The organism is Deltaproteobacteria bacterium (genome assembly GCA_016874735.1).
GTDB lineage: Bacteria > Bdellovibrionota_B > Oligoflexia > Oligoflexales > CAIYRB01 > CAIYRB01.
In genome coordinates this window covers 1-12,228 of the sequence record VGTI01000046.1, presented here as the reverse complement: position 1 = coordinate 12,228, position 12,228 = coordinate 1, and the positions used below count along the sequence as shown (strand labels likewise).

General features: G+C 53.6%; 11 protein-coding genes. 6 read left to right on the top strand and 5 right to left on the bottom strand.

Features of this window, described 5'->3' with window-relative positions; translation table 11 throughout:
- Nucleotides 1-42: 42 nt before the first annotated feature.
- Nucleotides 43-1,251 carry a hypothetical protein gene (locus tag FJ146_15265; GenBank protein ID MBM4253328.1) on the top strand — a complete coding sequence of 403 codons (1,209 nt, stop codon included), beginning with the start codon at nucleotides 43-45 and terminating at the stop codon, nucleotides 1,249-1,251.
- Nucleotides 1,252-1,297: 46 nt separating this feature from the next.
- Here FJ146_15265 and FJ146_15260 read toward each other — a convergent pair whose 3' ends face one another.
- The 5 genes from FJ146_15260 to FJ146_15240 form a co-directional block, all read right to left on the bottom strand.
- Nucleotides 1,298-1,864 (bottom strand): hypothetical protein, encoded by a 567-nt coding sequence (locus FJ146_15260; protein MBM4253327.1) that lies wholly within the window; start codon nucleotides 1,862-1,864, stop codon nucleotides 1,298-1,300.
- A 2-nt stretch (nucleotides 1,865-1,866) separates the two neighbouring features.
- On the bottom strand, nucleotides 1,867-2,856 hold the full coding sequence (locus tag FJ146_15255) for a hypothetical protein (GenBank protein ID MBM4253326.1): 990 nt from the start codon (nucleotides 2,854-2,856) through the stop codon (nucleotides 1,867-1,869).
- A 38-nt stretch (nucleotides 2,857-2,894) separates the two neighbouring features.
- The gene (gene rsmB, locus FJ146_15250; protein ID MBM4253325.1) at nucleotides 2,895-4,268 is read right to left on the bottom strand and encodes a 16S rRNA (cytosine(967)-C(5))-methyltransferase RsmB; all 1,374 of its coding nucleotides are present in this window, start codon (nucleotides 4,266-4,268) and stop codon (nucleotides 2,895-2,897) included.
- Nucleotides 4,265-4,603: a DUF1049 domain-containing protein gene (locus FJ146_15245; GenBank protein ID MBM4253324.1), complete on the bottom strand. Its 339-nt coding sequence runs from the start codon at nucleotides 4,601-4,603 to the stop codon at nucleotides 4,265-4,267. Before FJ146_15245 ends, rsmB begins: the two co-directional genes overlap by 4 nt.
- A 128-nt stretch (nucleotides 4,604-4,731) precedes the next feature.
- Entirely contained in the window at nucleotides 4,732-6,477 is a 1,746-nt protein-coding gene (locus FJ146_15240) for a 30S ribosomal protein S1 (protein ID MBM4253323.1), read from the bottom strand.
- 820 nt (nucleotides 6,478-7,297) lie between these two features.
- Between FJ146_15240 and FJ146_15235 the strand changes: the two genes are divergently transcribed.
- The 5 genes from FJ146_15235 to FJ146_15215 all read left to right on the top strand — a co-directional run bounded on the left by FJ146_15235 (nucleotide 7,298) and on the right by FJ146_15215 (nucleotide 12,076).
- Entirely contained in the window at nucleotides 7,298-8,500 is a 1,203-nt protein-coding gene (locus tag FJ146_15235) for a hypothetical protein (protein MBM4253322.1), read from the top strand.
- Between the two features lie 182 nt (nucleotides 8,501-8,682).
- Entirely contained in the window at nucleotides 8,683-8,901 is a 219-nt protein-coding gene (locus tag FJ146_15230; GenBank protein ID MBM4253321.1) for a hypothetical protein, read from the top strand.
- Nucleotides 8,902-8,937: 36 nt separating this feature from the next.
- Entirely contained in the window at nucleotides 8,938-9,816 is an 879-nt protein-coding gene (locus FJ146_15225) for a DUF3108 domain-containing protein (GenBank protein ID MBM4253320.1), read from the top strand.
- A gap of 118 nt (nucleotides 9,817-9,934) precedes the next feature.
- Nucleotides 9,935-10,852 carry an IS1 family transposase gene (locus tag FJ146_15220; GenBank protein MBM4253319.1) on the top strand — a complete coding sequence of 306 codons (918 nt, stop codon included), beginning with the start codon at nucleotides 9,935-9,937 and terminating at the stop codon, nucleotides 10,850-10,852.
- A 69-nt stretch (nucleotides 10,853-10,921) separates the two neighbouring features.
- The gene (locus FJ146_15215; protein ID MBM4253318.1) at nucleotides 10,922-12,076 is read left to right on the top strand and encodes a tRNA-dihydrouridine synthase family protein; all 1,155 of its coding nucleotides are present in this window, start codon (nucleotides 10,922-10,924) and stop codon (nucleotides 12,074-12,076) included.
- The last annotated feature ends 152 nt before the right edge of the window (nucleotides 12,077-12,228 follow it).

Here is a 12,228-nt window from a genome sequence, read left to right as displayed (position 1 = left end):
GACGTTAACGGCTGACGGGCCTCTCGTTCGGGAGGACTTTCGGTGGCAGAGACAAAAAAGATGCCGCGCAACTGGCGCGGTGTAACAACGGTAGAAGAGGCGCGCGAACACATCGACATTGGTGTGTTGTTGGCATGGCGCGAAGTACGTAATTTGCGCAAGCTCTTTGACGAGCAAGCTGAGACCGAAGTCATCAAGCACTTCGCTCGGCGCTTAGTCGAGCGAGCTAGCAACCGTCTGCAGGCGGAAATGATTGTCGAGAGCGTACTTATTTGGCTCACCAGCTCTGGCACCGAGAAGCTGCTGCACAGTTTTCTCGAAGAGTTTTTCGCCCAGCCCGGTTGCGACGATGCATGTTGGCTCCTCGTCGAGTTAGCGTTGACAGCAGATCCAGCCGAGACGTCCAAAGACGCAGCCATGTTCGAAATGGCTGTTGCGATGATTTGCGAGCTAGGTCTGAGCATCCAAGAGTACAACCGCGCCTATCCTGGCGAGTTTAAAAGGGCCGAGCAGTTTCTTGAGTACGCAGCGACTTATCTCCTGTCTGTCAGTAACGCCAACAGCATTTGTATCAGACTGAGTCTCCTCCATTACTTCGGTGTCTATGAGCACGGCCGCACGCAGCGCTCTTACATGAACCGCATCATGACCCGTTTTGGCCATACGGTGCTTGAGCACTTATTTACCCTGCTCTTTAGTAAGCGTAGCGAGGCCATTGCGCTCCAATTCCTGGTCGAAAATTTGCCTTATGTGCTTGAGGCAGATATCGCAAGTCAGAAAATTGTGTACGAAACGTTTAAGACTTACCTTCTTAAACATCCCGACAGATTTAGTCTGTTTGCCCAGACTTTTGCCGAGGCTTTGTCACAGCAGAACGATCCAGCCTTTAATCAGTCTGTGCGGGTCTTCATCCAGCACATGGGTGCTATGTTGCGCGTAGTCTCAAACGTGAACCACAAGACCCTGGCGCGTGAGCTTCTCAACGCTGTGGTGAAGTTCCACCACTGGCCAGTCTTTGCTGAGGTGATTGAATCCGTTCGTGGGGATGAGGAAATTCGGCGGCAGTTTATTGTATTCCTCGAACGCGCCCTTATCGAAATGGGCGAAATAAAAGAGTCAGAGGACGACAAAGTTGTTGCCATTCGAATGTCGCGGCGCGGCCGTCGCCCTTCATTCAGCAAGGGCGAAATCCTCGGCACCATGAATCAGGTGGCTTACCTAGGCGGTATTGAGATTCAGCGCGCCTCATAACGGCAAAACTGATGAAAGGGCACCTGCCGACGTCTAGATCCCGTCCTTAGGGCGTCGTCTCCGGAGCTGGCTCTTCCGGCGGGGGCGGCGGTGTCGGATCGTCTATCCCAGGACCTGGTTTGGCCGAGATCCGCGATTCGGCAGAGACTGGGAAGTCGATCGATGTTTTGTTGCCGAGTACATCTCTGATCATCCAGATGCCATTGGCTTTGATGACGGAGACGGTGTTCTCGGTCGTCACCTTGGGGGCGTCCTGCGGTGCGCTGTTTTCAACACCGAGGTCGTTATACGTCAGTTGGAAGCTGATCTCCGTCTCGCGTGGAGTCCGGTCTTTACGCTCCACCACCGAGTAATTGAGGATCTGGTAGCGACGGTCAATGTAGGCCGTTTTTATGGTATCCACCGAGGCGCTTTCGATGGCATGGCGCAGGTTGCCGGTGGTGTACTCCATGAGCTTGTCCCGCTCACCGACGTCCTTCATATTGAGGGCGATATTCAGATAGCCCTCAACCACTTGCTCCGGGGTCATGGCTGCGCGTTTCACCCCGCACATATTCGTGCAACCGGTGATCATCAGGGCAACAAACATCAGGCGCAACGGAAACCAACGCATGGTCACTCTCCCCCTTGGACGGAATCTTCCAGCAACTGCGAAGAACGTTTAGTACCAATATCGCTAGGAAGCTTGGTGTCTTCCCCGCCTACCATAGGCTGCACCTGGGCCGGAGCCCCAGTGTTTTTGCTGTCAAAATAGTTGCCCGGAGGCGGTTCAAATTCAGGCGCCCGCGTGCGGGCGGCCGGAGGTTGGGTCTGCGGTAATGTGATCGGTGCAGGCTCGGGTGATGGTGTGTGGCTGCGCGCCGGGCGTTGTTGTTGCCACTTAAGCTCTTTGGGTAATTTGATCGGAACACCATCAGGCCTAGGCATGGCCCTGCGGGTGTAAATATAGGTATCCCCATCATCCACACCCACTTCCCGCACGGTGCGGTCACCGACCACCGGCAAGCGCGATTTGACTGCAGGCTGAGGCGGCGAGGTGTCGGTAGTTGGCCACGGTGTTTTCTGTTTACCTACTAGCGGCATGGGACGTTGACTTGCCGGAAGCTGCTGAGCGGCCGCCGCCCCGAAAGTTGCGGCGTATTCCTGCGCCACGGCTGGCTCGGCGACGGTTAGATTAAATTTTTTGTATTTAGACATGAAGTCAAGTTCGCCATCGATTTCAACCAGCTTGTCGTCGCTCAGAATCGTGCTGACAGATTTGGGCTTGAAATTGTCGGGGCGGAGAAAGACGGGGATGTTCTGATTTTTTAGGTAATTCAGTCGCGACATGTAGCTGCTGGCCTTGGCACGTCCGAGCAGGATCCGTACGTCGACCTTGCGGTACTGAGCCACGTAGAGCGCCGTTACGATCTCACCGTCGGTCAAGTACTCGGTTGTCAGCCACAGGCGTCGCGCTGTGCCACCGATGATATTAAGTACCTCGGAGCGCAGTTCACTGAAGCTCGTGTAAGTTTGCGGGGCGGCGGCGCGAGCGCTGTCAGTAATGCCAAAGCTAAGCGCCATACTCACAGCAAACACCCTAGCAATGGCAAATTGGAAACGCACGAGCCCCCTTCGTTGCGGAGGCGCCGCAGGCCCCCCTGTCACTTCAATCTGACGATAAAAGCAGCAAATCCATCCATCTCATCTTGGTTGCCAGCGTAGACTTGAAACAGATTATCGCGCGTCACATACCGCTTAAAATAATCCGGCAACCGAGGAACCGGTGATAATAGTTCGATTCTATCACCATATTTTTCCCTGATCCAGGCAACGTGTTGCTCGCTCTCCTCCGGCTCGAAGGAGCAGACGGAGTAGACGAGCTCGCCACCGGCCTTGAGCAGGTGGTCCAGAACATGCGCGAGCAGACGTTTTTGGAGTTCGGCCATGGTGCCAATGAGGCTCTCACGCTTGTGCCACTTGCCCTCCGGGTGGCGCCGGAGCACGCCCAGACCGCTGCACGGGGCGTCCAGCAGCACCTTGTCAAAGCGTTGCTCAGGCTTAAACTCCAGCAGGTCCGACTGAACCCAAGTGATAGCGCCGTGGCCAAGCCTGGTCCAAGTTTCCTTAGCCTTCTCCATCTGGGTGGGATGCTTTTCTACTCCCGTCAGGTGGGCCTTGCCCTCAGACAGCTCGTAAAGGTGCGTCAGCTTGCCGCCAGGGCCGCAGGTACAATCAAGAATGCGTTCGTCAGGTTGGGGATCGACCAGAAGACCGATGAGCTGCGACGATTCATCTTGAATCGTTAACAGGCCGCGCTGAAATAGCGAGCCATCTTGGAGGCTTGGGGCTTGTTTAAGGTGAACAGACGAGCGTAGCGGCCGCCGCTCACTGTGAGCCTTTTCCTCACGTAGTAGCTGCTGCTGGAGCAGGTAGACGTCAGTCAGCGGCGTCTTCAGCTGATTGACGCGTGCCGTCCAAGGCGGCGGCTGGTTGTTGGCAGCCAGCATCTTCTCCATCCGGTCAAACTTAAACCGGCTGAGCCAACGTCGTACCAGCCACTCGGGATGTGCAAACTGGAGAGAAAGGTACTCGACCTGCTTTGTGTGCTTATCCGGCTTGGCGAAGTACTCGGCGCGCCTGGCTATTTGTCTCAGTATCCCGTTAACGAAAGACACGGCCTGTGCCTGGCCCTTCTTGCGGATGTACTCGGCACTTTCGTTGACTGCTGCCCGGTCGGGTACACGGTCCATGTAGAAGATCTGATAGGTACCGACCACAAGGGCGGCCCGGATCTCGGGAGTAGCCTGTTTAAGGTCGCGCTTTGCCGTGTTCTGCAGAATCCACAGGATCTTCGAGTGCCACCTCAGGCTGCCAAAGAGGAGTTCTTTGATGAAGTTGCGGTCCAGGCGAGTCAAAGCCGCACCGTGCTTGGCGTAAAGGGCCTCCGTCGCATCTTCGGGCGCGTCGCCAAAATCCATGACCCGCACATAGGCGTCATAGGCTACTTCACGGGCAAGGCTGAGGCTATTTGTCAAAGTGTGGGCTCTCCTGATTCCATTGATGCTCTGCCGCGCTCAAGGCGCGGCGCCATATCTTCGATGCCTTCGATGCCATGGTCGCGGAGTTGGCGGCGCAGCCGGCGGATGATGAGTGCCTTACGCAGGCTATCGATGCCGAAATAAACGGACACAACCGCTGCTCCGCCGAAAAAGAAGCCAAGATGGACCATATACCCGGGCATCGTGATCTGCTCGATCCATGGCGGCAGATGTAGACTGACCCGATCGTGATTGTAAACAGCAAAGTACGCGGTGAAACTTACGAAAGTGATGAGTAACCAGAAGTTAGCCAGGCGGGACAGAAAACGCATCGTGACACACACCTCCGCAAAATTTAAAAAACCCGCCCTCCCATCAGATCCCTAACACCGATGGTTAGGGATGAAGGAGGACGGGTCTTAAGAAGACTTTAACAGATCTTCAGCCAGTCCGGGCAAGATTACTCGGTAGGAGTATCCTTGCGTGCTGCCTGCGCCTTAGCAAAAGCGTCGGCCAAACCGGTCTTCGGCTCAGCAACGGTGCCGATGTACTCACGGAGAGCATCACCTTGCAGGTTGCGGAGGAAGGCCTTACGGCTGAGCGAGAACTTACGCTCGTCGGCGTCGCTAGCGAGTACCACGAAGTCCAGCTCGTCGCCTTCTTTCGCAATGTCACCTGGCTTAGCCACTTGCTCATCAGCGAGTTCGCTGACGTGGATCATGCCCTCAACGCCAGGGACGATTTCAACAAAGGCGCCGAAGTCAGTGACTTTGGTAACTTTGCCGCGGCCCTTGGTGCCAGGACGGAACTCCTGCGAAGCTTTAACGAACGGATCAGCGCTGAGCTGCTTGATGCCGAGCGAGAACTTCTCGCCTTCGGTATCGATTTGCAGAACTTTGGCATCAACTTCGTCACCCTTCTTGAACAGATCGCCAGGGTGGCGAATCCGCTCAGTCCAGCTGATGTCGGAGATGTGGATCAGGCCGTCAATGCCGTCCTCGATACCAACGAAGATACCGAAGTCGGTGATGTTACGGATCTTACCGCGGATGATGTCGCCAACTTGGTACTTCTCTTTAACGATTTCCCATGGGTTTGGCTCAATCTGCTTCATGCCGAGGCTGATGCGGCGGTTCTCGAGGTCGAGAGCCAGGACCACAACTTCCACCTCTTCACCCACCTGAACGATCTTCGATGGGTGACGCACGCGCTTGCTCCACGACATTTCGCTGACGTGGATCAGGCCTTCGATGCCGTTTTCAAGCTCAACGAAAGCGCCGTAATCAGTCAGGCTGACCACTTTGCCTTTGGTGCGCATGTTAACTGGGTACTTCTCACCAGCCGATAGCCACGGATCCGATTGGAGCTGTTTGAAGCCCAAGGATACGCGCTGACGCTGCTCGTCGTAGCTAAGAACTTTGACTTCGACTTCTTGGCCGACTTCAAAGAGCTGCGACGGATGATTGATGCGGCCCCACGACATATCGGTAATGTGGAGGAGACCATCGATACCACCGAGGTCGATGAACGCACCGTAATCGGTGATGTTCTTGACGATACCGCGGAGCATCGCGCCTTCCTGGAGGTTCTCCAGGGTAGTTGCCCGAAGCTTCTCGCGGTCGCGCTCGAGCAAGATACGACGGCTAAGAACGATGTTGCCGCGCTTCTTGTTGAACTTGATGATTTTGAACTGCAGCTTATTGCCGATCAACTTGTCCAAGTTGCGAACCGGACGTAGGTCGACCTGCGAACCAGGCAAGAATGCCTTAACGCCGATGTCCACCGACAGACCGCCCTTAACCCGGGCCATGATCACGCCTTCAACCGTCTCGTCCTTGTCATAGGCATCCGAGATGCGGTCCCAAGCGCGGAGCATTTCAGCACGCTCACGGCTGAGCACTAGCTCGCCTTCGTTGTCTTCAAAGGTGTCCAGGTAGACTTCGACGTCGTCGCCGATCTTAACCTTAACGCCGTCTGGACCCAAAAATTCGCCCAGCGGAATCTCACCTTCGGACTTGTGGCCAATGTCCACGATGACAAGATCGTCAGTTAGGCGTACGACGCGGCCCTTAACGATAGTCCCTTCACGGATATTTGCGCCACCAGGAGCGCCGTCGAGCATCTCCGCAAAGTCATTGCTACCCGCACCGTCGAGGTCGAAGTCCGAATCCTCATCTTCCCATTTCACTGTCCCGAGTCTTGCCATCTTTGTTTCTTGTAACTGCATGTTAGGGTGTTTCTCCTAAGTCCGCTTTGCCCCCCATTGAGCCAGCGGCGTACCTTGATCATCCAAGAGGCATTTTCGTTAGCATGCAGGCCGAGTTAAGTCAACGGAATAAGGCGGGAGATTGGCCGGAGGGCGGGTATTTTTTTGGCCGGCGGTCCTTGGGCGGGCGGCAGTAAGAGTCCACTCAGCCAACCCGGCGTCTTCCGCCACCAACTCCGCCCAGGATCTCGGTCAGCTTTTCCGGCATCTCGGCGACCGAGCAGATTAGCTGCGCCGACCCGTTCTGTGCGGCGGCCTTGGGCATGCTTGCGGGATCTAGGCGCCGTTTGACTTTGCTATCGGCCCGCCTCAAGGAACGCAGGCCCTCTGAGCGCGTCGCTCAGCTAAGCCCACCGCCGTTTAATCTTGCGACCCAATCTCAAAGTGGATGCTGTCAAACCCTTAGACAGCTTAGTCTAATAGCTAAACAGAAATCGCAAAACCATCAAGATTGTTGTATTTTTCTTCCCATCATCAGCCGTGCACTGTCATTTCTTGCAAATAAAAAGCACATAAAATTGACGTTTATTGCATTTGGGAGAACGCGGCCTGAGCCGGGAACGTTTTTTTTAAAAGGCCGATTTTAAAACTGTTTCCGACGTTGTAGGCCACGATGTTGGCTGTGGCAACCCGTAGCGATCAAAGCTTGGCAAGGTTTTTGCTTTAACTTGAGCAATATAACGCGATTTAGACAAGTCGGATTCAAAGTCTTTCATGATTGTCGGTTTTCGGGGAACAAAACAAAGGGGGATGGTTAATCATGTACCTAAGTAAAAAAAATCAGAAAGCTGCGTACCTAGGATCGTCTTTCGGAATTAAATTGAGCGCGAGCCTTGCGATTGTGAGCTCTATCGGTATATCGGTACAGGCATGCGATACGAGCAAGAGTGCTTCGTTTTCAGACGTTAAAATATCGCAAGAAGCAGAGGCCTTTTACACCGCTTACGATAAGCTGAAAGAAACTCCGGTATTCAAGTCAGAGTTTGATGCCGTTTTGAAGGCTTCGCCGGATTATGCAGGCGGAGCGATTGCCTCTAAGGATCTGAAGATAACGATTGATGGGGAGGAATTCAAAGACGCCGACGTTCTGCTTGCGCGGAGTCGAAAGGTCTTCAATAAAGGTTATAAGGGATCTTACGGTGCTTTTATTTCCCGATTCGGGAAGAACCTTGGACCAATCACCGCTCGCGATTTTCAGGTTGCTAGAGACATTCGTCGCGATAAACTCAAGGCCAATGGCGACTCGAACAGGCTGAATAACATAACGAAGACCTATCAACCTGACGATTTTATCCGCGCTGTTCGTGCCGATTTGGTCTCGGATATATTCGCCAAGTTGGCTAAGGATGTAGATCAGGCTAAACTGAATCTTGCGGATGGGCCATCAATGCCATCAGATGCGGCGATTGGTGCAGTTGGCAATATCGCTACAGAGAGAATCAAGCAGGACGGCGAAACTGTAAGAGAAGTTTTCAAGACGATCCCACAAATAATGAAAGAGGTAAACGAAGGTAAGTACATTAAAGTGATCGATTCCACACTGTCCGCGTGCAAGAAGATGGTCGAGCAATGCGTTGCCAAGGATTCCGCAAACGACAATACACCCGGCAAGCAGAACTATGCCAAGTGCGAAACCACCAATCCTCCAGTAGACGTGTGTGACAACGGCCACGTTCGTAAATTTAACCTCCGATTCGGAGAACACGGTGGTAGGAGCGAATCAGAGGCTGGTAGGACTAACGCGGACGCTTCATGCCCTAACCACCGCTGGATTTGTGAATGTACTCTCGCGTTCGCTCCAAATAGTAGCGGCGGGTTGCTGTATAAAGATCACAACACGCAGCATTGCGGTTGGATACCTGATCTAACATGGAAGGCACCAACTCCAACTGGGTTCGACAAAGAGGCTAAATGCCAAGAGGATACGACCTGCAAAATTAGCGTAGTTGCTTCCAAAAGTTGATCTGTCAGATTGCGAGCGAATCAATAAACGAGAACCGTTCTAAATCCGGGATTTAGGGCGGTTCTTTATTTGCTATAAGATCGTCCGCCTCCGGGTACTCGACCACCGTGTCGCGGCCGCGTTCCTCAAGGGACCGCACGAAATCAAAGACTGCGCGCCTGCTTTGTCGCATCGGGTGGTTGATGCCCCCGTCGCTACCGAGCAAGATGGCGAAGTTGTTCCCGGTGGACAGGTTCGGTGCTGTCTCAGGTAAAGAGTCCGGTGGCAACGATGAGAGTGGTGAATTGATAGCGGTCCCCAAGGTTCTGGGTAGACTTGCTCACTTTTATTATCGGTTTAAGGGTCTTAAGTCTCAGGCCGGCAGCTTTGGCTCGGGTATTAAATTCTGCTATGATTGCTGAAAGAACCCTATAGATGCGGTGCGGTGAGGCTCCCTGATGAGAAAGTTAGCCGGATTGTGCTGTCCTAAGTTTTTGGTCCTGGCTGGTGCCTGGGTCTCGGTGAGTCCTATGGTTGGCCTCGCAGTGGCTAACCCCAGCCCCCCTCCAAGCGAATGTCCGAAGGCCACCCAGATGCCGGCCGATATCCCGCGCTCGCACGTCTATGCAGACGTCCCATTCAAATCCGGTGAGGCAGCCACCTACGAGCTCACCTGGTCGGGCATCAAGGCTGGCTACGCCACTATGGAGGTGCGTGCGCCGCGGCGTCACAATGGACTGTGGCATCGCGTCTTTCGAATCGATGCCGCGACGGGGGATTGGTTCAAGTCTATCTTCGTTGCAAAGGAAGCAATGGAGGCAGTATCGCGGCCGTGGGATTTCGGCGTCAGCCAGTTCTATCTGGAACAGAACGAGGGGCGGCTGTTCGGTACCAGTTTTCAGCAGAAAAAGTGGCTTAGCTTCGATCACGATCACTGCCATGTTCACGAACGAATTCAGCTGCCGGAAAAGCCAGAAGACAACGTGGACCACGAGCTGACACAAGGTGCGAACGATGCTCTCGGAGTGGTCTACAACCTGCGAACTCGTAATTTTAAGATGGGGACTATCGAGAAGGCCTTGGTCTATACCTCGGAGAAAAACTGGTTCCTCGAAGCCGAACCCGTGGCGATGGAAAAAGTGACGGTGCCCGCCGGGACGTTCGACACGGTGAAGCTAAGACTCCAAACTTTCATCGGTAAGGACCTACAGCAAAAGGGCGACGTGTGGGCCTGGATTTCCACGTCTACGCCCGAGCGCCAACTGGTTCAGGTGCAAGGAGAGATCAAGATCGGTTCGGTGTGGATCAAGCTGAGTTCGTACATGGGTGGCCTTTAAACTGATCCACTTAACTGTTGGTGAGAGATTCATAAGTCATCGTGCTGAAGGCTCATGTCACTTCTCTCTGCAACGGAGATGAATCATAACTCGCTCTTCAAAGTAGGGAGAGAGAGTTATGTCTTCTAGGTCTAAAGTGCGTCCCGCTTGTCCCATTTGTCCAAAAGATTATGGGGCGGTAATTAAATACGGATTTTTTAAGCGCGTGACGGGACACATGCCGCGTATTCAGCGTTATTTCTGTAAGCTTTGTCGCTCCGCATTTTCCGCACAAACTGGTGGACTTACTTATCGCGAGCGCAAGCCGCACCTCACACAGTTAGTCATGCGTAGTCTTATGGAATCCGTATCTCAGCGTGGGTGTTCACGCATGCTTGGCTGCCGACCAGTCACGGTAGCTCGAAAGGTCATCCGGCTTGGTGCAAGGGCAGAGTTTCATTTAAAAGCACGCAACTCTCAAGATTTGGTTGATGGATCGGAAACTATTGCTGTTTTTGACGAGATGGAGACGTTTGAGCACTCGAAATGTAAGCCTGTATCGATCGCACTGGCTGTGTCGGCATCGACTAGGCAGGTGCTTGCGGTGAGCGCGGCACAAATGCCTGCGAATGGTCTTCTTAAGGATGTTGCTTTAAAAAGATACGGACCGCGCAAGGACCATCGCCGCGAATCTTTGGAGGCAGTGTTAAAGGAGGTAGCGCGCCTTTGTCCGAGTCTCACTGTATTGAAATCTGATCAGTGTCCGCGCTATCGACGTATAGTTAAAAAAATATTTCCGAAGCCGGTGGTTCATCAGGCTTTCAAAGGTAGGCGCGGCTGCGTGGTAGGACAGGGTGAGCTCAAGCGCGGTGGAAGGGACCCGTTGTTTGCGTTGAATCATACTTGTGCCATGTTTCGTGATCGTATAAAGCGACTAGCGCGAAGAACTTGGTGCACCACGAAGAAGATCGACCGTCTTAACTGCCTTCTCAACATTTACGCTTGGTGGCACAACCAGTTAGTAACAAGAGCAAAAAGGCCATTTCGGATCTGTTAGGATGGCCTATTTTAACAACAATCAAGTGGATCAGTTTTGGTAGGTTCCCTCAACACAAGCGTAGCTCCGATGGAAGGTTTCACCACTTTCCCGATGCGCCTTTGGCTAGCTATGACGTCGCGCCCCATGGCGATGACTACGCCGTTTTTACGCGTCACGCGCACTCACCCCGACGGTCATTTGCCGCTTCTCTTTGCACCTGAATTGTTTGAGCTGCGCGGCATGATGCCTTATGAATTGACGCCTCAGCTCATCACAGGCGACATAGATCTGTTTATGCAGACCGAGGCGCTTTTACCGCCAGAGGTAGCCGCAGCAATCGAATTAAATTGCGGCTGTCCCTCACCAAGTTGTGTGGGGCATCAAGCTGGTAGTGGGATCTTGCGCGATCCGGCGCGCTTTGGCCGCACTATTGCGAAGCTTGCCCAACATCTTGGCCCAGGTCGTTTGGCAGTAAAAATGCGTCTAGGCGTCGATGACGCTGCTGAGTTTGGACAGCTTGTGCAGGTCATCGCTGACCTACCGCTGGCTCGCCTGACAGTGCACGGTCGCACCAGAGCGGATCGCTACCGCGGCCATGCTAGGTGGGATTTAATCGAGTACGCAGCGAGTGCAACAGCAACGCAGACCTGGGCTTCCGGTGATGTTTGCGGCATTGAGACTGCGGATGAAATCCGGAGTGTCGCCCCCACAATCAAAGGAGTGATGATTGGTCGTGGGCTGCTCAGAAATCCCTGGGTTTTTGACGAAATTCGTTCGCGTATGCACCAAGAAATAAACTTAATTGCGTTTGCAAATGCACTGCTTTGTTATGCTTTGCTACATGAGATAAGTATCAAGGCGCCAGAGAAGCTGATCGCTAAAATACTGCGTGGTCGTCTCCTTCACTATTGCGGCACAAGTGACCAAGCATGGGAACACATGACGGCCGAGTTGACGGCCATGGTCGCCCACGTGCCACTGGTGTTTGACCGTTACGGTGGAATTGGGGACATCGCGCTGTCAAACACTGCATTTGGTCGGTTACGGATTCTCTGGAGTTATCTACGTTCTTCGCTACCGGAACCGTTTCATACTCCCAAAATCATGCGCGCTAAAAATATGCGCGATTTTTTTGCTGCGATTTTTATCGCTGCAGATGAGATGGTTCGCGCACCTCTGATGCTGCGTCATCAACCCACTTGGGATGACCTGTTTGGTGGTGTCAGAGGGTCAGCCACGTGACGATGTTGAACAAATGATCGCCGCAATCCGCCTCATTTATGGGGCGGTCTAGGCGATCTCAAGGGATTCGCGTTAGCGAATCCCGTCGCTGTTACTCTCTTACTTACCGCCTGATTGTCCTGTCCACGTCTTGTCTTCATTTCGCTTTCGGT

What these genes read in the sequence shown, in the direction of transcription:
- FJ146_15260 (MBM4253327.1), bottom strand. Translation starts at nt 1,864, where the DNA reads ATGCGTTGGTTTCCGTTGCGCCTGATGTTTGTTGCCCTGATGATCACC.
- FJ146_15245 (MBM4253324.1), bottom strand. Translation starts at nt 4,603, where the DNA reads ATGCGTTTTCTGTCCCGCCTGGCTAACTTCTGGTTACTCATCACTTTC.
- FJ146_15240 (MBM4253323.1), bottom strand. Translation starts at nt 6,477, where the DNA reads ATGGCAAGACTCGGGACAGTGAAATGGGAAGATGAGGATTCGGACTTC.
- FJ146_15235 (MBM4253322.1), top strand. Translation starts at nt 7,298, where the DNA reads ATGTACCTAAGTAAAAAAAATCAGAAAGCTGCGTACCTAGGATCGTCT.
- FJ146_15230 (MBM4253321.1), top strand. Translation starts at nt 8,683, where the DNA reads ATGCCCCCGTCGCTACCGAGCAAGATGGCGAAGTTGTTCCCGGTGGAC.
- FJ146_15225 (MBM4253320.1), top strand. Translation starts at nt 8,938, where the DNA reads ATGAGAAAGTTAGCCGGATTGTGCTGTCCTAAGTTTTTGGTCCTGGCT.
- FJ146_15220 (MBM4253319.1), top strand. Translation starts at nt 9,935, where the DNA reads ATGTCTTCTAGGTCTAAAGTGCGTCCCGCTTGTCCCATTTGTCCAAAA.
- FJ146_15215 (MBM4253318.1), top strand. Translation starts at nt 10,922, where the DNA reads ATGGAAGGTTTCACCACTTTCCCGATGCGCCTTTGGCTAGCTATGACG.